A 21,050-nucleotide genomic window follows, 5' to 3' on the forward strand; every position below is an offset into this window, starting at 1 on the left:
CGAGGGCCGCCCGGCCACGCCCGCCCGCCAGCCCGCCCGCGGGACCACCCACCGGCTCGCCCGCCGGATCACCCGGACGGCCGCCGCCTGGCTGCCCGCGCTGCCGCTGCTGGTCTTCACGCTCGGGATGCTCGTCCTGCCCGCGCTGCGGCTCGTCCACGACACGTTCGCGCTGCGGTCCGGCGGGTACGGCATGGACAACATCGCCAAGGTCGCGGACAACCCTGTCGACCGCGAGGCGATCGTGAACTCGCTGGAGCTCGGCGCGCTCCAGGCGACGCTGGCCGCGGCGATCGGCATGCCCGCCGCGTGGCTGATCTCTCGGATGCGCGTGGCGGGCCGCGCGACCTGGCTGGCGCTGATGAACGTCGCGTCCAACTTCGCCGGGATCGGCCTGGCGTTCGGGTTCGTCGCGCTGATCGGCACGACCGGGATGCTCACCCACCTGCTGGACGTGTCGTTCCCCGCGACCGGGTCGTTCACCGGCATGAACATCGCCTACCTGTACTTCAACATCCCGATGTTCGTGCTGCTCACGCTGCCCGCGATGGCCGTCCTGAAGGACGACTGGTGGGAGGCCGCGCAGGTCTGCCACGCGAACCGGTGGCAGTTCTGGCGGCGGATCGGCGCGCCCGTCCTCGCGCCGTTCGCCGCGGCGGGCTGGCTCCTCATCTTCACCTGGACGATCGGGATCTACGCCGTCGCGTACGCGCTGGCGTCCGGGCCGCAGTCGGTCAAGCTCATCACCCTCCAGATCGGCGCGACGCTGGAGTCGTCGGTGTTCGGGCTGGAGCGGGCGGCCGTCCTGTCGGTGCTGCTCATGCTGCTCGCGATCGTGTCGACCGTGCTGTACCGGCTGGCCGTCCGCCGCGCGACGAGGTGGTTGTGAAGATGAAGAGCAGGATCGGATCGCGGATCTTCCTCGCGCTGCTCGCGCTGTACTTCGCGCTGCCGCTGGTCGCGGCGCTGCTCTACTCCCTGGCGACGAAGTGGGGCGACACCGTCCTGCCGTCCGGGTACACGTTCCACTGGTGGACGGACGTGTTCTCGCGTCCGGAGGTGTCGGGGGCGCTCGGCCGGTCGCTGGCGCTGGCGGCGGTGACGCTCGCGATCGACGTCCTGCTGGTCGTCCCGGCGGCGTACTGGTCGGTCGTGCACAACCCGCGCATCGGGCCGGTGGTGCAGACCATCACGGTCATCCCGTTCGCGATCCCGTGGGTGGTCATCGCGGCCGGGCTCCAGCTGGTCGTCAAGGACACCCTGCCGCAACTGTTCGGCACGTTCTGGCTGCTCGCCGCCGCGACCGCCGCGATCGCGTTCCCGTTCCTGTACTGGGCGGTCGAGAACGCGCTGATCGCCGCCGACGCGCGGCGCCTGAGCGAGGCCGCCGCGACGTGCGGCGCCCACCCGATGACCACCCTCGTCCGCGTCGTTCTGCCCGCGATCCGCGGCGGTCTCGTGTCCGGCTCGCTGCTGGTGGCGGCGACCGCGATGAACGAGTTCGCGCTCGCGAAGGTCCTGACCGGGACGCGGTACGAGACGCTCCCGCTCTGGTCGGCGCGCGTGTTCACCTCCCGCACCGGCAACGACCCCAACGCGCTCGCGGTCATCACGATCTTCACGTTCGGGCTGCTGTTCGCGCTGTCCGCGCTGGTCGTGTGGTTCGGACGCGGCCGCGCCGCCTCGTCCACACTCGCCCTCGCCCGTACCTCCCCCTCCGCCCGGAAAGGCTGACTCCCATGTCCCACGTGGTGCTGAACGGCGTCACCAAGCGGTACGGCCCGCATCTCGCGCTGGACGCGGTGGACGTGTCGGTCGCCAAGGGCGAGATGCTCGCGCTGCTCGGACCGTCCGGCTGCGGCAAGACCACACTCCTGCGCTGCATCGCCGGGCTGAACGACGCCGACGCCGGGACGATCTCCATCGGCGGCGCGGACGTCACGCGCATGCCCGCCCGCAAGCGTCCGATCGGCATGGTGTTCCAGTCGTACGCGCTGTTCCCGAACCTGTCGGCGGCGAAGAACGTGGCGTTCCCGCTGACCGTCCGGCGGCGCGACCGCGCGGACACGGCGAGGCGCGTCGAGGAACTGCTCGCGCTCGTCGGCCTCGAAGAGCACGCGCACAAGCTGCCGAACCAGCTCTCCGGCGGCCAGCAGCAGCGCGTCGCGCTGGCCCGCGCCCTCGCCCCGGGCCCGGAGGTGCTCCTCCTCGACGAACCCCTCTCCGCCCTGGACGCCCAGGTCAGGACGCGTCTCCGCGACGAGGTCCGGCGGATCCAGCACCAGCTCGGCATCACGACGGTGTTCGTCACGCACGACCAGTCGGAGGCACTCGCGATCTCCGACCGCGTCGCGGTGATGAACGCGGGCCGGATCGAGCAGTGCGCCACCCCGCCCGAGGTGTACGCCGCGCCGTCCACCCGCTTCACCGCCGGTTTCGTCGGCAACCGGAACACCCTCGAACTCCCTGTGGCCGGCGGGCGCGTCGCGTGGGGCGGCGCGTTCGACGTCGAGGCCCCGGACGGCGAGCGCGCGCTGTGCCTGTTCCGTCCCGAGGACGTCGAGATCGGCGCGGACGGCCCCGGCCTCCCCGCGACGGTGGACGTCAAGGTCTTCCTCGGCGCCGTGACCAGGGTGTACGCGACCCGTGAGGGGACGACCGTGTTCGCGGACGTCCCGTCCCGCGCGGCCGCCGCGCTGGAGGACGGCCAGGAGGTCTTCGTCCGGGTCGCGCCGGAGCACGTCCAGGTGTTCGCCGCCTGACGTCGTCCTCGGTGGTGGTGGTTTCGAGGGTGGCGGGGTGGTTAGGTTCGGCCTTATGCGCCGGAATGTGCTGACCGTCCTCGCCGCCCTGCTCGTCCTGCTCGCCGGGGCCCTGGCCGGATGCTCGAACGAGACCGACCCGAGCTCGGGCACGTCGTCCAGCAGCAGCAGCAGCGGCGGCGGCGGCGGCAAGGCGTCCACAGCGGCGCCACGCGATGTGGACGGCATCCCCACCGCGTCCGGCACGACCAAGCAGAAGCTGGACGTCGGCACCCCCGGCCATCGCGAGTACCTCCTCCATGTCCCGCCCGGCCTCGCGGGCGGCACGTGGAGGAACGGGCGTCCCGCCAAGCCGTTGCCCCTGGTCATCGCCCTGCACGGCGGCGCGGCGACCATGTCGATGATGGAGTCCCTGTCCGGGTTCGACCCGATCGCCGACGCGAAGGGCTTCCTGGTCGCCTATCCGGACGGCTTCCTGACCTCGTGGAACGCGGGCGACTGCTGCGGCCCGGCGAAGATCGGGAACATCGACGACGTGGGGTTCCTGAGCAAGCTGATCGACCGGCTGAACTCGGCCGGCCTGAGCGACCCGGGGCGCGTGTTCGTGACCGGGTTCTCCAACGGCGCGGGCATGGCGTACCGGATGGCCTGCGAGGCCGCGGACAAGGTCGCCGCGATCGGGGTCGTCGAGGGGGCGCTGGTGACCAAGTGCGACCCGTCCCGTCCGGTGTCGGCGATCGTCTTCCACGGGACGGCCGACCGCAACGTCCCGTTCGACGGCGGCGGACGTCGCGACATCAATGACGACCGGCCATATCCTCCTGTCTCGTACGCCATGGACTTCTGGCGGAAACACGACGGAGTGCCACCACTGAAGCCCACCGCGCTCGCCGCGCGGTCCGGGAATCTCGACTGCTCGTCCAGCGGAAAGGACGGCGTGTCGCTCGCGTTGTGCAAGGTGGTCGGCGGTGGCCACGCCTGGCCGAAATCCGCGGCCGCGGTTCAGTGGGACTTCTTCGCCGACCATGGACGATCATGAAATACTGAGATGATCATGCAAGACATGAAGCGGTTTCATATTTGACCGTTTTGTGGCACTGTGGGGCCATGAACCTCCGGGACCGCTACGACGCCGCCACGGCCCACCTCGACGCCCCCTTCGCGATCGTCGACATGGCGGCCCTGCGCGCCAACGCGGCCGACCTGGTCCGCCGCGCGGCCGGCAAGCCGATCCGCGTCGCCAGCAAGTCGGTGCGCTGCCGGGCGATCCTGGACGAGGTCCTGGCCATGGACGGGTTCGCCGGGATCATGGCGTTCACCCTCCCGGAGGCCCTCTGGCTCGCGCGCGAGGGCGTCAGCGACGACATCCTCGTCGCCTACCCGACCGTCGACCGGGCCGCGCTGCGCGAGCTCGCCGCCGACGAGCACGCCGCCTCGGTGATCACGCTCATGGTCGACTGCGACGAGCACCTGGACCTCATCGAGACCCACTCCGCCGGACAGCGGATCCGCGTCTGCGTCGACGTCGACGCCTCCTACCGGGTGCTGAACGGCATGCTCCAGATCGGCCCGCGCCGGTCCCCGCTGCACACCCCCGAACAGGTCCGCGACTTCGCCGAGACCGTCCTCAAGCGCCCCGGGCTGCGCCTGGTCGGGCTGATGGCCTACGAGGGCCAGATCGCGGGCGTCGGCGACCAGATCCCCGGCCAGGCCGCCAAGTCCCGGGTGGTCAGGGCCATGCAGAAGCGGTCCCGCCTCGAACTGGCCCGCCGCCGCGCCGCGATCGTCCGGGCCGTCCGCGACCTCACCGACCTGGAGTTCGTCAACGGCGGCGGCACGGGCAGCGTCGAGGCCACCGTCCAGGAGAAGGCCGTCACCGAGGTCGCCGCCGGATCCGGCCTCTACCAGCCGCACCTGTTCGACTACTACTCCACCTTCCAGGGACGTCCCGCCGCGCTGTTCGCGCTCCCGGTCGTCCGGCGCCCCGGCCCCGGAGTCGTCACCTGCCTCGGCGGCGGCTACCTGGCGTCCGGCACCGCCGACGACCTGCGCCTCCCCCGCCCGTACCTGCCGACCGGCCTCTCCTACGACTCCCTCGAAGGCGCGGGCGAGGTGCAGACGCCGCTGCACGGCGACGCCGCCGACCTCCTCTCCATCGGCGACCGCGTCTGGTTCCGCCACACCAAGGCCGGCGAACTGTGCGAACGCTTCGACGCCCTCCACCTCGTCGAAGGCGACGAGGTCACCCGGACCGTCCCCACCTACCGAGGCGAGGCCAAGACCTTCCTCTGACCTCCCTCTGCCCTTCCACTGCCCCCCGCGGACCGTCGCCTCACGCGTGAGCCGTCACTGCCCGCGACGGCCCCGGTCGTGTAACGCGAGACACAGGCCCGGACGGTGCTGTACCGGTTAAGTTGGCCGGTATGAGCCACGGCCCGGTGATCAGTGTGCGCGGCAAGGCGGAGCTCGAAGCACCGCCGGAGATCGCCCGCCTGTCCCTTCGCGTGCAGGTGGACGACGCCGACCGCCGGAAGGCGCTGGACAGGCTCACCGCCTGCAACCGGCGCTGCCTCGAACTCCTCGAGTCCTACGGCGACGCGCTCGAACCGGCCGAGACCGGCGCCGTCCACATCTCACCCCTGGTGAGGTACCGGCGGCGCCAGGGCGACGTCCACAGCTACCAGGGCACGATCCGGACGAAGGTCACCGTCGTCGACTTCACCGTCCTCGGCGAGCTCTTCACCCGCCTCGTCGACCTGGACCACACCACCGTGGACGGCCCGAGCTGGGCGCTCCGGCGCGAGTCCCCTGTGCACGCGCGCGCCGCCGAGCAGGCCGTGCACGCCGCCGTCGAGCGCGCCCGCAGCTACGCCGCCGCCCTCGGCTCCTCCCTCAGCGGCCTGATCGAACTCTCCGACGAGGGCCTGACCGGCAAGGACGACGACTGGATGTTCGCCGAGTCGTCCCGCGGGGCCTACCCGGTCGCGGCCGCCGGCCACGGCGCGGCCCCCGGCGGCGCCGCCTCCGAACCCGAGGCGCTCGACCTCGCCCCGCAGCCCCAGACCGTCACCGCCTCCGTCCTCGCCCGCTTCCACGCGACCGCCCCGGACCTGTCATGACCGCTCCCGGCGCCCCCGTCGACGCGTCCGTCCTGCCGTCCGGCCCCGGGCGCCCGGCCCCCCTCGGCCCGCCGGACCCGTGCGGCGAGCGCGGGCCGGGCGTCGGAACCGGCGGCGGAGACCTGGACGTCTTCCTGACCGGCCGGGTCTTCATGGACATGATCTTCACCGGGCTGCCCGGACTGCCGCCGCCCGGCACCGAGCTGGTCACCGACGGCCTCGGGTCCGCGCCCGGCGGCATCGCGAACATCGCCGTCGCGATGAGCCGCCTCGGTCTGCGCACCGGCCTCGCCGCCGCGTTCGGCGACGACATGTTCGGCGCCTACCTGTGGCGGACGCTCGCCGAGCAGGAGTCGGTGAACCTGGAGTCCTCGCTGCGCGTCCCCGGCTGGCCCACCCCGGTCACCGTGTCGCTCGCCACCGACGCCGACCGCAGCATGGTCACCTACACCCGCCCGCTCGACCTGCCCGCCGACTCCCTGGTCGCCGAGCCGCCGCCCGCCCGCACCTGCTTCGTCGACATCGACCGGCCCGTCCCCGCATGGGCCCTCACCGCCCGCGCGAACGGCTCGCTGGTCTTCGCCGACCTCGGCTGGGACCCCACCGAGACCTGGTCCAGCCACGTCCTCGACCGCCTGGACGACGTGGACGTCTTCCTCCCCAACGCCGTCGAGGCCATGGCCTACACCCGCGCGTCCACCCCCGAGGCCGCGCTCGACGCCCTCGCCGAACGCGTGGGGACGGTCGTGGTGAAACTGGGCCCGAAGGGCGCGATCGCGGCGTCCGGCGGCGAGCGCGCGGCCGCGACCGCACTGCCCGTCCGCGCCCTGGACCCGACCGGCGCGGGCGACGTGTTCGCCGCCGGATTCGTCTTCGCCACCCTCAAGGAATGGCCGCTCGAACAGCGGCTCGACTTCGCCAACCTGGTCGCGGGACTGTCCGTCCGGCACCGCTCCGGCTCCCTCGGCGCACCCTGCTGGGGCGAGATCGCCGCGTTCGGCGAGTCCGGCGAGGTGCCCGCCGCCGACCTGGAGCGGTACGCCTTCGTCGTCCCGCACATCCCCGAGGCCGAGATCGGACGGGGCCCCGACTCGGTCACCCGCGCCGAACCCACCCTGAGATGACCCGCTGAGGACCGCCTCCCCCGGCCCTGAAAGACGAAGGCGCCGGGCCGCCCCCGAGGGACGTCCCGGCGCCTTCGCGCGACCTGGAGGGGGGCTCAGCGCCGGCGCCTCGCGCGCCGCCGCATCACCCCGAGCACGGTCAGCCCGACCACGACGCCGACCCCGACCATGACGATCTTGGGGTTCACCGGACCCGGCTCACCGTTCTCGTCCGGCACCCGGATCGCCGTGTCCACCGTCCGGCGGACCTGCCCGGCCTCCTCTTTCAGCCGCTCCACGCCCCGGTGGGCGACATTGCTCGGGTTGACCCGGTCCGCGAGCTCGTCGATCGTGCGCGCGAGCTCCTGGCGGGACCGCTCGATCTCCCGCTGCAGCGCCTGCGGGTCGCTGGACCTGTCAGCCATGCCCTGGTTCCTATCGTCTCTGGCGGCGAAGTCGCATGATCCGACCAGTCTTGCAGGTCCTCCCCTGAAACGCCCGCGCCACCCCAGCCGGTAGGTTGGAGCCGAGCGTCCCCACGGAAAGGCGGAACAGGTGTCCGAGCGGTTGCAGCCAGGCGATGACGCACCGGCCTTCGAGCTTCCCGACGCCGACGGCAAGCCGGTGTCGCTGGAATCCCTGCGCGGCAGGCGGGTGGTCCTCTACTTCTACCCGGCCGCGATGACCCCGGGCTGCACCAAGGAGTCCGTGGACTTCCAGGGCAGCCTGGCCGAGCTCGAGGCCGCCGGGACCACCGTCGTCGGCATCTCCCCGGACAAGCCGGAGAAGCTCGCCAAGTTCCGCGAGAAGGAGGGCCTCACCTTCCCCCTCCTCTCCGACCCCGGCACCAAGGTCCTCCAGGCCTACGGCGCCTACGGCGAGAAGAAGCTCTACGGCAAGACCGTCGTCGGCGTCATCCGGTCCACCTTCGTGATCTCCCCCGAAGGCAAGATCGACAACGCCTACTACAACGTGAAGGCCACCGGCCACGTGGAACGCCTCCGCCGCGACCTCTCCCTGTGATTTTGCCGTAGCCCATCGTCACCTTGACCTCCATTCGACCCGGAGGAGGTCAAGGCGACCATGGCCGACAGCCGTCCTCATGACCCCGGCCGGGGGTTCCACGCCCACATCAGCAGGCAGCTGAAACGCTTCGGGATCGACACCTCGCATTTCCGGGGACGGGCTCACAACAAGGGCCGGCGCTGGATCCGAAAGACGCCCGAAGAGATTCTGACTCGGGGAAGGCGTCCGGCCGCAGGACGGGCCCTCACATGCTCCGGCGCGCTCTGCTCGAATGCGGTGTTCCCTATCTCTGCACCGGGTGCGGGACGTCCGATTGGCAGGGCGGACCGCTGACCCTTCACGTGGACCACATCAGTGGCGACCACCTCGACAATCGCAGGGAGAATCTGCGGTTCCTCTGCCCGAACTGCCACTCTCAGACCGAGACCTACGCTGGTAGGCTCAAGAATCGCAAATCGCCGGGGTCGTAGCCCAATGGCAGGAGGCACCAGTCTTAGGAACTGGACAGTGCGAGTTCGAGTCTCGCCGGCCCCACGGCCTGGCGCAGAGGGGACGGCCCGCCGGCCGTCCCCTCTTCCGTTCACAGTTTGAAAACGGGGGGTCGGCGGGGAGGGGGTCGCGGGCCTAGGGTGTGGGGAAAGCCGCCCGTGGGAGCGTGTGGGGCGGAAGCGGCCGACACTGACCGGGTGGGGCACCGTGAGCCAAGCTTTCAGCCATCGCGTGCTTCCGTACGACCGAGCGGACGACCTGCTGGACGGCGTGCTGCCGTTTCTGCGGGAGGGCATCGAGTCCGGCGACCGGGTCCTCGCGGTCACGACGCTGGCGATGCACATGCTGCTGCGGGACACGCTCGGGGCGGACGCGGCCGGCGTGGAGTTCTTCGAGTCCGACAAGTGGTACGCGCATCCCGCGCGGTACCTCGCCGACACGCTGGCACTCGCCGAGACGGCGGCGTGGCAGAAGCGGCGGCTGCGGGTCCTCGGTGAACCCACATGGGCGCGGCGCGGACCGCTGGAGCTGCTGGAATGGCAGCGGGTCGAGGCGATCACGAACGCGGCGTTCACCGGCACCGGCGCCGCGCTGCTCTGCGCCTACTCGCGGTCGCTGTCCCCCGGGGTGGTCGCGGCGTCCCGGCAGACGCACCCGGAGACGACGCGCGGGACGTCCACGCTGGCCAACCCCGGGTACCAGGAGCCGTGGGCGTACAACGCGCGGCTCGACGCCACGCCGCTGCACCCCGCGCCGGACGACTCCTACAAGCTGGACATCGACGTCCCCGACCTCTACTGGATCCGCGCCTACGTGACCAACTTCGCGCGCCGGACGCCGCTGCCCGAGGACGACCTCCAGCGGCTTCTGGTGGCGGTGACCGAGGTGGTGACCAACGCGCTGCGGCACGGCCGTCCGCCGATCACGCTGCGGCTGTGGCTGGAGCCGGGCGAGCTGGTGTGCGAGGTGACCGACCACGGGCACTGGACGGAGCGGACCGGGTTCGGCCTGATCCCGCCGAAGCCCGTGGGCGGCGCGGGACGGTTCGGGCTGTGGGCGGTGCGCCTGTTGTGCTCGACCGTCCAGATCCGGACGGGGCGGGACGGGACGACGGTGCGGCTGAGGCTGCAGGTCCCGGCGGTGGTGGTGCCCATGCCCGTCAACTCAGCGTGAGGGAGCTTACGCAAAGGGCTTCTCTTTCTCGCCTCCCGGCGTACGCTGGTCGGGTCCGCGACAACCTGGATGGGCAGGCCATGGAGAGCACCCCTGGACCTATGAACGTCCCGTCAGCGATGTGCGGCCGGGCGACCACGGGTTGCTCGGTTACGCCGACACCGAGGAGCGCGACCGTGTGGTCGGCCCCTTCGTGCAGGCGGCGCTGGCGACCGAGGAGAAGGTCGTCTACATCACCGACGACCCCGCCGAGCGGCTGCCGGGCCTGGAGCGATGCTCGCTCGACCTGGCGAAGCTGAAGTCGTCGCGCCAGCTGCGCGTGCTGTCGCGGCGGGAGGCGTGCCTGAGCCGGACGGGCGTCTTCGAACCGGCCAAGCTCGCCGACACGCTGTTCCGCGAGCGGGAGTCGGCGTTCGGCGAGGGCTACCGCGCCGTCCGGATGACCATGGACTCGACCTGGCTGCTGACCGAGCCGGGCGGGCCCGACATCGTGCTGAGCTGTGAGGACCGGGTCGACCAGGCGATCTCGCCGAGCACCATGGCGATGGGGATCTGCCAGATCGACGTGCATCGGTGCGGGACGCACCAGTTCAACGCCCTGCGGAAGTCGCACGAGGTGGTGATGCGGGTGGACGCCGAGTTCGACGACGGCATCCTGACGATCCGCCGGATCTACGGTCCGTTCGGCCTGCAGCTGCGGGGCGAGCTGGACGCGTCGCGGCACTCGCACCTGTCGGAGCATCTCCTGCGGGCGATGGCGAGCCGCGAGGGCGACATCCACCTGAACGTCGCGGGACTCGACTTCATCGACATCGGCGGTCTGAACCTGCTGGCTCAGCACGCCGCCGAGCTGCCGAGGGGCGGCTCGCTGATCCTGGACCACCTGCGTCCGGACGTGGAGAACGTGATCACCATGGTGGGCTGGAACCGGCTGCCGAGGCTGAGGCCGGGCGCCCCGATGGGAGGTGCCGCGTCATGACCCCCTTCACACGGGAGGCCGTGGAGCCGAGACCCCTGGAGCACCGGGCGTTCCTGTTCGGCGGCATGGACGACTTCCTCGGGACGGCCGTCCCGTTCGTCCGGGAGGGCCTGGAGGACGACGACCGGTCGGTGGTCGTGGTCGTGAAGGGGACGCGCCTGGAGGCCCTGCGCGACCACTTCCCCGGCTGCGTCGACGACATGTTCATCGACGCGGACGCGTTCTACGACCACCCGGTGCGGACGCTGCGCAGCTACCTGGAGCTGGTGAAGGCGAAGGACCCGCGACGCGTGCACGCCCTGGCCGAGCCGGTCTGGCAGGCCGGGTGGAGCGAGCGCGAGACCCTCGAGTGGGCGCGCTACGAGTCGCTGATCAACGAGGTGTTCCAGGACACCGGGGCGTCGGCGCTGTGTCCGTACGACACGTCCACGCTGCCGCCGCGGATCCTGGAGCACGCGCGGCGCACGCATCCACGCCTGGTGCAGGACGGCGGCGAGTCCGAAAGCCGCCGGTTCGCCCCGCCGCGCGAGTTCTCGGCCGGGGTCGACCGCACCCGGGTCTTCCCGACGCCGCAGGATTCGGAGTACCTGCCGCTGACCAGCCACGACCTGCACGAGCTGCGGCAGTGGGTGGGCGACCGGGCCGACCGGCACGGCCTTCCCGGGCAGGACGCGCAGAACCTCGTCACCGCGGTGAACGAGGTCGCGGCGAACGCGCTGCGGCACGGCATCCCGCCGGTCGGTGTCCGCCTGTGGACGGACGGCCCGGACCTGTTCTGCGAGGTCGGCGACCACGGCTACTGGAGCGACTTCAGCCCGCTCGCCGGGTTCGTCCCGCCGAAGACGGCGCTGGAGAGCGGTTTCGGGCTCTGGACCGTCCGGCTCCTGGTCGACCTGGTCGAGGTCCGAGCGGGGTGGGACGGCACGTTCGTCCGGATGCGCGCGGGCCGCTGACCCCCGGCGACGGCCCCCCATCGGACGCGGGCGGTTCGGCGGCGTCCGGGCTGGTTGGTGGGCGCCGTGGCGGTGGGTCCCGAGTCGTCCGGTTGTCAGATACCGGGAGAACAGGGTGAGGGTTCGGCTACGTGACGTGGCTTCCTGGTCGTAGTCTGGACGCATCCGGAAGTGGCCGCGGTGGAAGGCGTTATGGAGACCCTCAGCTCGGTCCGCAGGCCGGTCCGTGAGCTGCGGCCCGGCGACCACGCGTGGCTGGCGTACTCGGGTGAGGACGAGCAGCGGCATGTGGTCGGCTCCTTCGTCCGGGACGGGCTCGATTCCGACCACAAGGTGATCTACCTGGCCGGGTCCGACGATGTGGATGTTCCGGGCATGAACGGCGTTTCGCCACGTCCGGGCCTGCTGACGGTGGTGCCGCTCGCGGACGCGCGGCGTCCGGACGGCGGCTTCGATCCGGCGACGGTGCTGAAGGTGCTCGCGAGCGAGATCGCGGGCGCGGAGGACGGCGACTTCCCGACGATCCGGGTCACCGTCGACATGACCTTCGTGCTGGAGCGGCCGGACGGCCTGACCGAGCTGCTGCGCTGCGAGCGGCAGCTCGAGCGCGCGGTGTGCCCGAGCACCCGGGTGACGGCGATCTGCCAGATCGACCGGCGGCGGCTGACCCCGGACGCGCGTTCCGCCCTCGCCGCGTCCCATTCGACGTTCGTGACGCCGAACCCGGAGTTCTCCGACTCGGTGCTGCAGATCGTCCGGACGTTCTCGCCGGTCGGGCTGTCGCTGCTGGGCGAGCTCGACGCGTCCCGGCACATGGTCCTGGACGAGGCGCTGAACGCCGTGCTCGCCGCGAGCCGCGGCGAGGAGATCCACCTCGACCTCGCCGGGCTCGGCTTCATCGACCTCGGCGCCCTGAACATGCTCGCCGACGTCGCCGCCCGCCGCTCCGGGACGGGTCCCCTCGTCCTGGACAGCATGCCCGTGCAGCTCCGCACCATCATGGAGACGGTCGGCTGGCACATGCTCCCCGGCCTGCGGCTCGGCAGCGTCTGACCCTCGTCAGGAGGTCGGCCGGACGCCGCCGGTCGGTGTGGGGCCGTGCGGCGGACGGGTCGCGGTGGGCGCCGTGCCCGGGGGCGGAGGCTCGCCCGTCCCGCTCATCGACGGAGGCGCCGTGGGCTCGCCGGACGGCCGGCTGCTCGGCGGGCCGCCGCTCGTGGACGGCGTCCCGGGCGTGGGGGTCGCTGTGGACGGGAACGCCGTCGAGACGTGCTGCGAGGGCGTCGGCATCGGAGACGGCGTGGACGGCGGGCCCGGACGCGTCGGCGCGGGCGCGGGCACGACCTGGTCGGCCGGACGCGTCTTCTCCTCCCCGCCCTCGGGACGCAGCACGACCACCAGCATCAGGACGACGACAGCCGCCGCCACGCCCACCCCGGCCCACACCGCGCGCCGCCGGACGCCGCGTCCGGACGCGCCCCCGTGGGCATCCGAAGCGGCCTCCCGTCCCGGCGGCGAGGTGCGGGTGCTGCGGGTCAGGGAGAGGAGGCTGCGCCGGGGGGCCGTGCGGTCCGGGGCCGCGGACGCCGTCTCGCGGAGGCGGTGCAGCAGGGCGGTGTCGGGCTGGATGTCGTCCGCGGCGCGGCGGAAGTGGTCGCGCAGGGCGGCGCCGAGGTCATCGTCCATGCGTGCGGCCCTCCCGGACGTGCGCGCGCAGCGCCGCCATGGCGCGCGCGGTGTGGCTCTTGACGGTGCCCCGGCTGATCCCGAGGGTGTCGGCGATCTCGCGTTCGCCGAGATCGCACCAGTAGCGGAGGACGACCACGGCGCGCTGCTGGGCGGGCAGGGCGCGCAGCGCGTCCTCCAGTTCGCCGTCGAGGGGCGAGTCCTGGAGCGGGTCGCGGCCGGCGATGCGGTCGAGGTCGGCGACGCTCCCGGCGGGCAGGTCGCGGCGGCGGGCGCGGCGTTTGCCCTCGTCGATGGCCAGATTGACCAGGACGCGGCGGGCGTACGCCTCGGGGTCGCCGTCCGCGAGCCGCCGCCAGCGCCGGGCGACCCGTTCGTAGGCGACCTGGAGGAGGTCCTCGGCCAGGTGCCGGTCGTAGACGAGGAAGACGGCGGTGCGCAGCAGGCGGCCCGCGGTGGCGGTCACGAACTCCTCGAACGTGTCCGTCGCGCCGCGGGCCTCCCGGGTGCTCAATGTGGACAGAACCGCGTCCCTACTGCCCGGACTCGGTCGGCTCGACCTTCGGCGGGACGGGCGCGGGCGTCGGCGTCACGCAGTACGGCTCGCCCGGACGGGTGGACGGCCGCGGCTTGCCCCCGGCGGTCGACGGGATCGGGCTCGGCTCACCCGCCGGGACGCCCTTGACCGACGGAACGGGCTTCGGCGGCGTGCTGGGACGCGTCGGCGTGGCCGTGGACGGCATCGGACGCGGCGGCCTCGTCGGGATGGGCGTCGCTGTGCTGGGCTTGGCCGTGGGCGTGGCGGGCCGGGTCTGGGGGCAGGTCCATCCGGGGGTTCTCGGCTTGACCTTGGGGGCGGCGGCGTGCGCGCGGGCCGACTCGTTCGCGGAGACCGTGGCCGTGCGCGTCGTGCCGCCGTCCTCGCCGGCGCCGAGCCAGATCCCTGCGGCGAGCACACCCGCGCCGCCCAGCCCGGCGACGATCGTCGCGGCCGCGCGCCGTCGGCCGGCAATGTTGATCATGCTGCTCCTCGGGGAAGTCGAACTACACCCCCTACAACCCCCGCCGTCCCGCGCCCGGTTGTCATGGATCCGGATTTCTTCCGACTTCGGCGAGCGCGGTGGACGGATGAGAAAAGCCCGCCCCCCGAGGAGGGGCGGGCTCGGCTCACGAGGAGGTCAGGCGGAGAGGGCGCGCGGGAGGATCTCGGCGAGGGCGCGGAAGGCCCGGCCGCGGTGGCTGATGGCGTCCTTCTCGGCCGGGTCGAGCTCGGCGCTCGACCGGGTCTCGCCGTCCGGCAGGAAGATCGGGTCGTAGCCGAAGCCGCCGGTGCCGCGCGGCTCGCGCAGGATGACGCCGTGCATCCTGCCGTCCACGACGTGCTCGGCGTGGCCGGGGACGACGAGGGCGGCGGCGCAGTAGAAGTGGGCTGCGCGGGCGTCGTCGGCGACGTCGGCGAGCTGGTCGAGGACGAGGTCGAGGTTGGCGCGGTCCTTGTCGCCCGTCTTCTCGCCGAAGCGCCCGGACCAGCGGGCGGACAGGACGCCGGGCATGCCGCTCAGCGCGTCGACGCACAGGCCCGAATCGTCCGAGACGGCGGGCAGGCCGGTGTGCGCGGCGATCGCGCGGGCCTTGAGCAGCGCGTTCCCGGCGAAGGTCAGCTCGGTCTCGGGCACCTCGGGGGCGTCCGGGAACACGTCGAGACCGATCACCTCGATGCCGTCGAGGATCCGCCGCAGCTCGTCGATCTTGCCCTGGTTGCGGGTGGCGAGGACGACCCGGCTCATCGGCCGAGCGCCTGGGCCTGCAGCCGGGTCAGCTCGGCGCAGCCGCCCGCGGCGAGGTCGAGCAGGGCGTCGAGCTCGGCGCGGTCGAACGGCGCGCCCTCGGCGGTGCCCTGCACCTCGACGAACCGGCCGTCGCCCGTGCAGACGACGTTCATGTCGGTCTCGGCGCGGACGTCCTCGGTGTACTCCAGGTCGAGCCGGGCCTCGCCGTCGACCACGCCGACGCTGACCGCGGCCACGGAGGTGACCAGCGGGTCGGCCTTGACCAGGCCGCGCTCGCGCATCCACGAGACGGCGTCGGCGAGCGCCACGTACGCGCCGGTGATCGCGGCCGTGCGGGTGCCGCCGTCCGCCTGGAGGACGTCGCAGTCGAGCTGGACGGTGTTCTCGCCGAGCGCCTTGAAGTCGATGCAGGCCCGGATCGACCGGCCGATCAGCCGGGAGATCTCCTGCGTGCGGCCGCCGAGCCGTCCCTTGACGGACTCGCGGTCGCTGCGGGTGTGGGTGGCGCGCGGCAGCATCGCGTACTCGGCGGTCACCCAGCCGAGACCGCTGTCGCGCCGCCAGCGGGGCACCGAGTCCTGGACGGAGGCCGCGCACAGCACCCGGGTCGCGCCGAACTCGACCAGCACCGAGCCCTCGGCGTGATCGAGCCAGTCGCGCTGGATGCGAACGGTTCGGAGCTGGTCTGCCGCGCGGTCCTCAGGTCGTGCCATGCCCACCACCCTAACGCCCTCGCCCGACCGCCCACGCCCCCGAGCCCGGCGTCCCGTCCGGCCCGCCGAGGACGCCTCAGAGTCCCGGGCAGGCCGGCGGATCGCGCCGTCCGCCCAGGTCAGATGCTTGTGGAAGGCCGCGCCCGGTGGGACGCCGGGGGTGGGGCGTCAGGCCGGAGCGCGGTGGAACGCGGCTCGGTCCGGGGTGGGGACCGTGGCGGCGTGGTGAGACGGCCGGTGGTCGGACGTCGCGGTGGTCGGACGTCGCGGTGGTCGGACGTCGCGGTGGTCGGACGTCGCGGTGGTCGGACGTCGCGGTGGTCAGACGTCGTAGACGGCGCCGACGTGGGCGAGCTCGATGGGACCGCCGAAACCGCTGGACTTGGCCTCGGCCAGGGACCGGTTGGCGTCGTTCCACGGGACGAGGTGCGTGAGGACGAGGCGTCCGGCACCGGCGCGGGCGGCGTGCTCACCCGCCTCGCGGGCCGTCAGGTGCAGCTCGGGCGGCAGGTTCGGGCCGTCCAGGAAGGACGCCTCGCAGAGGAACAGGTCGGCGCCCCGGGCCAGCTCCACCACGTCGGACGACTCGCCCGTGTCGCCGGAGTAGGCCAGGACGCGTCCACCGGCCTCGATCCGGAAGGCGTACGCCTCGACCGGGTGGGGCGTCCGGACGGCGGTGACGGTGAACGGGCCGATCTCCCAGGCGCCGCCGGGGAGTGGGTGGAACGCGAACGCCTCGTCCATGCCGTCGTCGGACGGCAGGCCGTAGGCGCGGGACATCTGCGCCCCGGTGTCGGCGGGGCCGTAGACGGGGATCCGGGGCGCGCGGCCGTCGGGATGGTAGTTGCGGGCCACGTAGAAGCCGCACATGTCCATGCAGTGGTCGGGATGCAGATGGGAGAGCAGGACCGCGCCGATGTCGTACGGCGAATGGAACCGCTGCAGGACGCCCAGGGCGCCGCTGCCGAGCTCCAGCAGCATCGCGAACCCGTCCGCCTCCACCAGGTAACAGGACGCCGGGCTGTCCGGCCCCGGAAAGCTGCCCGAGCAGCCGATCACAGTGACCCGCACGCTCACTCCTCCTTGTGTCTTCCCGAGGATTCCGTACCCCTCCAGGGGCTTCAGTAGGTCAGGACGTCCGCGCCAGGTCCGCGTCCAGGACGACGTCTCCGCCCGCGTTCACTTCCAGGACCGACCCGGCGCGGACGGGCTCCACCGCGCCGATCTCCGGCCCGAGGAAGCGTCGGCCGAGCTCGGCGAACACGGCGGGATCGCCGGTGGCCCGGAAGCGGTGCTCCGGGCGTCCGGTCCCTTCGGGCCGGGCCAGTCCCTGATCGTGCAGCACGCGGTACACGTCCTTGGCGGTCTCGTCGGCGCTTGAGACCAGTGTGACCCCGTCCCCGACGACATACGAGATGACGCCCGCCAGGAGCGGATAGTGCGTGCACCCCAGGATGAGGGAGTCGCATCCCGCTTCCACGATGGGCCGGAGGTACTCGCGGGCGGCGGTGAGAACCTCGTCGCCCATCGTCACCCCCGCCTCCACGAACGGGACGAACCGGGGGCAGGCGGCGCTGACGAGGTCGATCCGCGGGGCGGCGGCGAACGCGTCCTCGTAGGCGCGGCTCGTCACGGTCGCCCGGGTGGCGATGAGCCCGACGCGCCCGTTGCGGGTGGCGGCCGCGGCGCGGCGCACCGCGGGACGGATCACCTCGACCACCGGGACGTCGTAGCGCTCGCGGGCGTCGGCGAGCACCGAGGCGGACGCGCTGTTGCACGCGATCACCAGGACCTTGACGCCCTCGTCCACCAGCCGGTCGAGCATCTCCAGCGAGAACGCGCGGACCTCGGCGATGGACCGCTCACCGTACGGCTGGCGGGCCGAGTCCCCGAGGTAGAGGACCGGCTCGTTGGGGAGCTGGTCCAGGATGGCGCGGGCCACCGTGAGACCGCCGAACCCGCTGTCGAAGATCCCGATGGGCGCGTCTGACATGGTCCCCAAGGCTAGGCGCTCCCGGCCGTGACTCGGACGTCATGCGGCCGACATCACAGCGTCCGCCGCGTCACAGCCGGGCCCGCCGGGAGCCCGGTCAGAGAAGGCTCACCGCGGGGGTGAGTAAGCGAACACTCCCCCGCGCGCGAGCGGGCCTGGCGACGCGGGCCCGGCGCGGGTCAGGCGCGGCCGGTGCGGGCCAGCTGGCGGGACTGGGCGACCAGGCGCCCGGCGGAGTCCCAGATCTCGACGTCCTCGTCGAACCAGCCGCCGGCGGAGAGCCGGCCGGTGCCGAGGACGGCCAGCCAGCCCGGCGCGGGGACGGCGCGCAGGTGCCAGGTCAGCTCCACGGTCGGCGACCAGCCCTTCGCGTCGACGTTGAGGGCGACGGGCGGGAGGGCGTCGACGGCGAGCGCCAGGGAGTACGCGTCGGGCTCGTAGCCGCAGCGGAGGCGGAACCAGGCGCGGCCCTCGAGGCGACCGCTGGGACGCCCGTCCAGCCAGCCCATGGTGGACGGGTCGAAGCGCATGTCCACGCGGTCGGCGAAGCCCCGGTCGCCGCGGTCGCCGAACTCGTCGTCCGGGGCGGCGATCCTGGGGGTGGTGTTCTTGGGCGGTTCGTCCAGGATCGAGCAGGACGCGACCGGAGGTAGGGCGGGGGCGGGCCGGTCGCCGGCCCAGACCGGCTCGGCGGCCGGGTCGAGCGTGGCGGTGGTGATCTGGGCGTCCACGATGGACTTGCCGTCCTGGACGAGGGTGGCGCGGAACATGTCGGCCGTCCGGCCGCTCTTGCGGTGCTCCACGACGATCTCGGCCGGGCCCGGCTTCGCCACGCGCAGGAACGCCGCGCTGGTGGAGACGGGGTGGGCGTGGGCGGACGCCTCGACGGCGGCGCGGCCGAGAACGGCCATCAGGTAGCCGCCGTTGAGCGCCTGGGCGAATCCGAAGCCCTCGTCCAGTTCGGCCCGGTACCGGCCCTCGGCGAGCCGTTCGACCGACGTCGCGTCCCCGAACCTGCTCATCCGCGTCCTCCCGGGGGCCTTCTAGAACCACGTTCGAGAACGAGCGTACCGATCCCCGCCGCGCGGCGCGCGGCCGCTCCTCGGGAACCACCCGCGACCGGCCGTCCCGGTCCACCTCGCCTGCCCCGGAAGCACCCCGTCCGGAGCAGGCCCGATGCCCCGGACGTGCCGGTCGCGCCTAGCCCGCCCGCACACACAGAAGTATGGAGTTCGGACGGCGCGTCGTCCGCCCGAACTCCACTTCCGACGTGGGCGAATCCCGTTCCGTCCGGACCGGGACGCCATGATCGTCCGGCTATCTACGGGAACGGAGAGGAATGCGGCTCAGGCCCAGAGTTGACCCTCCAAGCGGCTTTCGGCCTCCTCCAGAGTGCCCTCGTACGCGCCGGTCGAGAGGTACTTCCAGCCCCCGTCGGCGACGATGAAGGCGATGTCGGCCCGCTCTCCGGCCTTGACCGCCTTCCGGGCCATCCCGAGCGCGGCGTGCAGGGCGCCGCCGGTCGACAGCCCGGCGAAGATGCCCTCCTGGTCGAGCAGCTCCCGGGTGCGGCGGAGGGCGTCGGCCGAGCCCACCGAGAAACGGGTGGTCAGGACCGACTCGTCGTACAACTCGGGCACGAAGCCCTCGTCGATGTTGCGCAGGCCGTAGACGAGCTCGCCGTACCGCGGCTCCGCGGCGACGATCTTGACGTCCGGGACCCGTTCGCGCAGGTAGCGGCCGACGCCCATGAGGGTGCCGGTGGTGCCGAGCCCTGCGACGAAGTGGGTCACCGACGGCAGGTCGGCGAGGAGCTCCGGGCCCGTGGTCTCGTAGTGGGCGCGGGCGTTGGCCTCGTTGCCGTACTGGTAGAGCATGACCCAGTCGGGATGCTCGGCGGCGAGGCCCTTCGCCACCCGGACGGCCTCGTTCGAGCCCCCGGCGGCCGGGGACGCGATGATCTCCGCCCCCCACATGCGGAGGATCTGGCGGCGCTCTTCGGACGTGTTCTCCGGCATCACGCACACCATCCGGTAGCCGCGCAGCCGCGCGGCCATGGCGAGCGAGATCCCGGTGTTGCCGGACGTCGGTTCGAGGATGGTGCAGCCCGGGGCGAGCAGGCCGTCCTTCTCCGCCTGGGCGATCATCCAGAGAGCGGGACGGTCCTTCACCGAGCCGGTCGGGTTGCGGTCCTCGAGTTTCGCCCAGAGGCGGACGTCCGGGGACGGGGACAGCCGGGGCAGGCCGACGAGCGGCGTGTGCCCCAGCGAGTCGAGCAGCGAGTCGAAGCGCATGGCACGGGCGCGCCGCTCAGCCGCCGGCGACGGCGGGCAGGATGGTGACGTCGTCGCCGTCGGCGAGCTCGGTGCCGAGCCCGTCGAGGAAGCGGACGTCCTCGTCGTTGAGGTAGACGTTGACGAACTTGCGCAGCCTGCCGCCGTCCACCAGCTTGCCCCGCAGGCCGGGGTGCCGGGTGTCCAGGTCGGCGAACAGCTCGTCGAGCGTGCTCCCCTTGCCCTCGACGGCCTTGGCGCCATCGGTGTGGGTGCGCAGGATGGTGGGAATCCGAACCTCGATCGCCATCGCGAAAGTCTCCTTTTGTGGTGCTGGGCGAAACCCGTCGACGGCGGAAGGCCGGACGGGGCGCGGGGTCTTACGAGAGGAGTCGCGAGGACGGACAGTCGTAGACGACCTCGGCGCGCGAGTGCCCGAACAGAAAACTCTGCACCGGAGGCACCGCGCCGTCCCCGATCCGGGGGCCGCTCGTCGTCCACATAGCGCTCATTTTACCTGTTAGTAGCTCTCTACCACTCAGTAGCCCTCGACGACGGCGACCTCTTCCTCGGTCACCTCGCCGTCCACGATGCGGTACGAGCGGAACTCCACCTCATCGGCGTCCCGGGTGGACACCAGCACGTAGTGGGCGTTCGGCTCGGACGCGTAGGACACGTCGGTGCGCGAGGGGTACGCCTCGGTGGCGGTGTGGGAGTGGTAGATCACGACGGGCTCCTCGTCCCGGTCGTCCATCTCCCGCCACACCTTGAGCTGCTCCATCGAGTCGAAGCGGTAGAACGTCGGCGAGCGCTCGGCGTTGGTCATGGCGACGAACCTGGCCGGACGGTCCGACCCGGCGGCGCCGGCGACCACGCCGCAGGCCTCGTCCGGGTGGTCCGCGCGCGCGTGCGCGACGATCTTGTCTACCAGGGCACGCTCGATCGTCAACATGGCCGAAGGCTACCCGCCGTCCCCGCGCCCGGGTGGGGC

26 protein-coding genes and 1 tRNA gene are annotated in these 21,050 nt (G+C 72.4%); 14 read left to right on the top strand and 13 right to left on the bottom strand.

The window, feature by feature from the left end:
• The 7 genes from EBO15_RS08735 to EBO15_RS08765 all read left to right on the top strand — a co-directional run.
• Positions 1-889 (top strand): ABC transporter permease (locus EBO15_RS08735; RefSeq protein WP_122193827.1); only part of this gene is annotated, 889 nt, incomplete at its 5' end.
• A gap of 2 nt (positions 890-891) precedes the next feature.
• Entirely contained in the window at positions 892-1,734 is an 843-nt protein-coding gene (locus tag EBO15_RS08740) for an ABC transporter permease (RefSeq protein ID WP_147481428.1), read from the top strand.
• A gap of 5 nt (positions 1,735-1,739) precedes the next feature.
• A complete protein-coding gene (locus EBO15_RS08745) occupies positions 1,740-2,762 on the top strand; it encodes an ABC transporter ATP-binding protein (RefSeq protein WP_122193829.1) in 1,023 nt (340 codons plus the stop codon).
• A gap of 55 nt (positions 2,763-2,817) precedes the next feature.
• Positions 2,818-3,801, top strand: coding sequence for an alpha/beta hydrolase family esterase (locus EBO15_RS08750; RefSeq protein ID WP_122193830.1), 984 nt, complete (start codon positions 2,818-2,820; stop codon positions 3,799-3,801).
• 68 nt (positions 3,802-3,869) lie between these two features.
• Positions 3,870-5,054 (top strand): amino acid deaminase/aldolase, encoded by a 1,185-nt coding sequence (locus EBO15_RS08755; RefSeq protein ID WP_122193831.1) that lies wholly within the window; start codon positions 3,870-3,872, stop codon positions 5,052-5,054.
• Between the two features lie 131 nt (positions 5,055-5,185).
• On the top strand, positions 5,186-5,881 hold the full coding sequence (locus EBO15_RS08760; protein ID WP_122193832.1) for an SIMPL domain-containing protein: 696 nt from the start codon (positions 5,186-5,188) through the stop codon (positions 5,879-5,881).
• Complete coding sequence (locus EBO15_RS08765) at positions 5,878-7,005, top strand: carbohydrate kinase family protein (protein WP_122193833.1); 1,128 nt, start codon at positions 5,878-5,880, stop codon at positions 7,003-7,005. Before EBO15_RS08760 ends, EBO15_RS08765 begins: the two co-directional genes overlap by 4 nt.
• Before the next feature lie 95 nt (positions 7,006-7,100).
• Here EBO15_RS08765 and EBO15_RS08770 read toward each other — a convergent pair whose 3' ends face one another.
• Positions 7,101-7,409, bottom strand: a complete 309-nt coding sequence (locus EBO15_RS08770) for a DUF3618 domain-containing protein (RefSeq protein WP_122193834.1) — start codon at positions 7,407-7,409, stop codon at positions 7,101-7,103.
• A gap of 130 nt (positions 7,410-7,539) precedes the next feature.
• On the opposite strand from EBO15_RS08770, the gene bcp reads away from it, so the two are divergent.
• The 7 genes from bcp (at position 7,540) to EBO15_RS08805 (ending at position 12,657) form a co-directional block, all read left to right on the top strand.
• Positions 7,540-8,007: a thioredoxin-dependent thiol peroxidase gene (gene bcp / locus EBO15_RS08775; RefSeq protein WP_122193835.1), complete on the top strand. Its 468-nt coding sequence runs from the start codon at positions 7,540-7,542 to the stop codon at positions 8,005-8,007.
• A gap of 251 nt (positions 8,008-8,258) precedes the next feature.
• Positions 8,259-8,480: an HNH endonuclease signature motif containing protein gene (locus EBO15_RS47245; protein ID WP_199744411.1), complete on the top strand. Its 222-nt coding sequence runs from the start codon at positions 8,259-8,261 to the stop codon at positions 8,478-8,480.
• Positions 8,471-8,544 (top strand) — tRNA-Leu (locus EBO15_RS08785). The genes EBO15_RS47245 and EBO15_RS08785 overlap by 10 nt, the downstream gene beginning before the upstream one ends.
• Positions 8,545-8,730: 186 nt before the next feature.
• Entirely contained in the window at positions 8,731-9,672 is a 942-nt protein-coding gene (locus tag EBO15_RS08790) for a sensor histidine kinase (protein ID WP_233616059.1), read from the top strand.
• Between the two features lie 121 nt (positions 9,673-9,793).
• A complete protein-coding gene (locus EBO15_RS08795) occupies positions 9,794-10,651 on the top strand; it encodes an MEDS domain-containing protein (protein WP_122193836.1) in 858 nt (285 codons plus the stop codon).
• Positions 10,648-11,604: a sensor histidine kinase gene (locus EBO15_RS08800; RefSeq protein WP_122193837.1), complete on the top strand. Its 957-nt coding sequence runs from the start codon at positions 10,648-10,650 to the stop codon at positions 11,602-11,604. The genes EBO15_RS08795 and EBO15_RS08800 overlap by 4 nt, the downstream gene beginning before the upstream one ends.
• A 192-nt stretch (positions 11,605-11,796) precedes the next feature.
• Positions 11,797-12,657, top strand: a complete 861-nt coding sequence (locus EBO15_RS08805; protein WP_122193838.1) for an MEDS domain-containing protein — start codon at positions 11,797-11,799, stop codon at positions 12,655-12,657.
• Positions 12,658-12,663: 6 nt separating this feature from the next.
• Here the strand turns inward: EBO15_RS08805 and EBO15_RS44095 are convergent, their stop codons facing one another.
• The 12 genes from EBO15_RS44095 to EBO15_RS08865 form a co-directional block, all read right to left on the bottom strand.
• Positions 12,664-13,290 (bottom strand): hypothetical protein, encoded by a 627-nt coding sequence (locus EBO15_RS44095; protein ID WP_158628166.1) that lies wholly within the window; start codon positions 13,288-13,290, stop codon positions 12,664-12,666.
• On the bottom strand, positions 13,280-13,804 hold the full coding sequence (locus tag EBO15_RS08820; protein ID WP_199744412.1) for a SigE family RNA polymerase sigma factor: 525 nt from the start codon (positions 13,802-13,804) through the stop codon (positions 13,280-13,282). The genes EBO15_RS44095 and EBO15_RS08820 overlap by 11 nt, the downstream gene beginning before the upstream one ends.
• Positions 13,805-13,823: 19 nt before the next feature.
• Positions 13,824-14,312 (bottom strand): hypothetical protein, encoded by a 489-nt coding sequence (locus EBO15_RS08825; protein ID WP_122193842.1) that lies wholly within the window; start codon positions 14,310-14,312, stop codon positions 13,824-13,826.
• Between the two features lie 156 nt (positions 14,313-14,468).
• Positions 14,469-15,077, bottom strand: coding sequence for an RdgB/HAM1 family non-canonical purine NTP pyrophosphatase (rdgB, locus tag EBO15_RS08830; RefSeq protein WP_122193843.1), 609 nt, complete (start codon positions 15,075-15,077; stop codon positions 14,469-14,471).
• Entirely contained in the window at positions 15,074-15,793 is a 720-nt protein-coding gene (gene rph / locus EBO15_RS08835; protein ID WP_122193844.1) for a ribonuclease PH, read from the bottom strand. The genes rdgB and rph overlap by 4 nt, the downstream gene beginning before the upstream one ends.
• A gap of 321 nt (positions 15,794-16,114) precedes the next feature.
• A complete protein-coding gene (locus EBO15_RS08840; RefSeq protein ID WP_122193845.1) occupies positions 16,115-16,864 on the bottom strand; it encodes an MBL fold metallo-hydrolase in 750 nt (249 codons plus the stop codon).
• Positions 16,865-16,922: 58 nt separating this feature from the next.
• Complete coding sequence (gene murI / locus EBO15_RS08845; RefSeq protein WP_122193846.1) at positions 16,923-17,786, bottom strand: glutamate racemase; 864 nt, start codon at positions 17,784-17,786, stop codon at positions 16,923-16,925.
• A 179-nt stretch (positions 17,787-17,965) separates the two neighbouring features.
• The gene (locus tag EBO15_RS08850) at positions 17,966-18,808 is read right to left on the bottom strand and encodes a thioesterase family protein (RefSeq protein ID WP_122193847.1); all 843 of its coding nucleotides are present in this window, start codon (positions 18,806-18,808) and stop codon (positions 17,966-17,968) included.
• A gap of 324 nt (positions 18,809-19,132) precedes the next feature.
• Positions 19,133-20,080, bottom strand: a complete 948-nt coding sequence (locus EBO15_RS08855) for a PLP-dependent cysteine synthase family protein (protein ID WP_122193848.1) — start codon at positions 20,078-20,080, stop codon at positions 19,133-19,135.
• A 16-nt stretch (positions 20,081-20,096) separates the two neighbouring features.
• Positions 20,097-20,369 carry a MoaD/ThiS family protein gene (locus EBO15_RS08860; RefSeq protein WP_122193849.1) on the bottom strand — a complete coding sequence of 91 codons (273 nt, stop codon included), beginning with the start codon at positions 20,367-20,369 and terminating at the stop codon, positions 20,097-20,099.
• A gap of 70 nt (positions 20,370-20,439) precedes the next feature.
• Positions 20,440-20,562 carry a hypothetical protein gene (locus EBO15_RS46750; RefSeq protein WP_267898390.1) on the bottom strand — a complete coding sequence of 41 codons (123 nt, stop codon included), beginning with the start codon at positions 20,560-20,562 and terminating at the stop codon, positions 20,440-20,442.
• A 35-nt stretch (positions 20,563-20,597) separates the two neighbouring features.
• Positions 20,598-21,011, bottom strand: coding sequence for a Mov34/MPN/PAD-1 family protein (locus EBO15_RS08865; protein ID WP_122193850.1), 414 nt, complete (start codon positions 21,009-21,011; stop codon positions 20,598-20,600).
• Between the last annotated feature and the right edge of the window lie 39 nt (positions 21,012-21,050).

This window comes from Actinomadura harenae (assembly GCF_003696215.1).
GTDB classification, from domain to species: Bacteria; Actinomycetota; Actinomycetes; order Streptosporangiales; family Streptosporangiaceae; genus Spirillospora; species Spirillospora harenae.

What these genes read in the sequence shown, in the direction of transcription:
- EBO15_RS08740 (WP_147481428.1), top strand. Translation starts at nt 892, where the DNA reads ATGAAGAGCAGGATCGGATCGCGGATCTTCCTCGCGCTGCTCGCGCTG.
- EBO15_RS08745 (WP_122193829.1), top strand. Translation starts at nt 1,740, where the DNA reads ATGTCCCACGTGGTGCTGAACGGCGTCACCAAGCGGTACGGCCCGCAT.
- EBO15_RS08750 (WP_122193830.1), top strand. Translation starts at nt 2,818, where the DNA reads ATGCGCCGGAATGTGCTGACCGTCCTCGCCGCCCTGCTCGTCCTGCTC.
- EBO15_RS08755 (WP_122193831.1), top strand. Translation starts at nt 3,870, where the DNA reads ATGAACCTCCGGGACCGCTACGACGCCGCCACGGCCCACCTCGACGCC.
- EBO15_RS08760 (WP_122193832.1), top strand. Translation starts at nt 5,186, where the DNA reads ATGAGCCACGGCCCGGTGATCAGTGTGCGCGGCAAGGCGGAGCTCGAA.
- EBO15_RS08765 (WP_122193833.1), top strand. Translation starts at nt 5,878, where the DNA reads ATGACCGCTCCCGGCGCCCCCGTCGACGCGTCCGTCCTGCCGTCCGGC.
- EBO15_RS08770 (WP_122193834.1), bottom strand. Translation starts at nt 7,409, where the DNA reads ATGGCTGACAGGTCCAGCGACCCGCAGGCGCTGCAGCGGGAGATCGAG.
- EBO15_RS47245 (WP_199744411.1), top strand. Translation starts at nt 8,259, where the DNA reads ATGCTCCGGCGCGCTCTGCTCGAATGCGGTGTTCCCTATCTCTGCACC.
- EBO15_RS08800 (WP_122193837.1), top strand. Translation starts at nt 10,648, where the DNA reads ATGACCCCCTTCACACGGGAGGCCGTGGAGCCGAGACCCCTGGAGCAC.
- EBO15_RS08805 (WP_122193838.1), top strand. Translation starts at nt 11,797, where the DNA reads ATGGAGACCCTCAGCTCGGTCCGCAGGCCGGTCCGTGAGCTGCGGCCC.
- EBO15_RS44095 (WP_158628166.1), bottom strand. Translation starts at nt 13,290, where the DNA reads ATGGACGATGACCTCGGCGCCGCCCTGCGCGACCACTTCCGCCGCGCC.
- EBO15_RS08825 (WP_122193842.1), bottom strand. Translation starts at nt 14,312, where the DNA reads ATGATCAACATTGCCGGCCGACGGCGCGCGGCCGCGACGATCGTCGCC.
- rdgB (WP_122193843.1), bottom strand. Translation starts at nt 15,077, where the DNA reads ATGAGCCGGGTCGTCCTCGCCACCCGCAACCAGGGCAAGATCGACGAG.
- rph (WP_122193844.1), bottom strand. Translation starts at nt 15,793, where the DNA reads ATGGCACGACCTGAGGACCGCGCGGCAGACCAGCTCCGAACCGTTCGC.
- murI (WP_122193846.1), bottom strand. Translation starts at nt 17,786, where the DNA reads ATGTCAGACGCGCCCATCGGGATCTTCGACAGCGGGTTCGGCGGTCTC.
- EBO15_RS08850 (WP_122193847.1), bottom strand. Translation starts at nt 18,808, where the DNA reads ATGAGCAGGTTCGGGGACGCGACGTCGGTCGAACGGCTCGCCGAGGGC.
- EBO15_RS08855 (WP_122193848.1), bottom strand. Translation starts at nt 20,080, where the DNA reads ATGCGCTTCGACTCGCTGCTCGACTCGCTGGGGCACACGCCGCTCGTC.
- EBO15_RS08860 (WP_122193849.1), bottom strand. Translation starts at nt 20,369, where the DNA reads ATGGCGATCGAGGTTCGGATTCCCACCATCCTGCGCACCCACACCGAT.
- EBO15_RS46750 (WP_267898390.1), bottom strand. Translation starts at nt 20,562, where the DNA reads ATGTGGACGACGAGCGGCCCCCGGATCGGGGACGGCGCGGTGCCTCCG.
- EBO15_RS08865 (WP_122193850.1), bottom strand. Translation starts at nt 21,011, where the DNA reads ATGTTGACGATCGAGCGTGCCCTGGTAGACAAGATCGTCGCGCACGCG.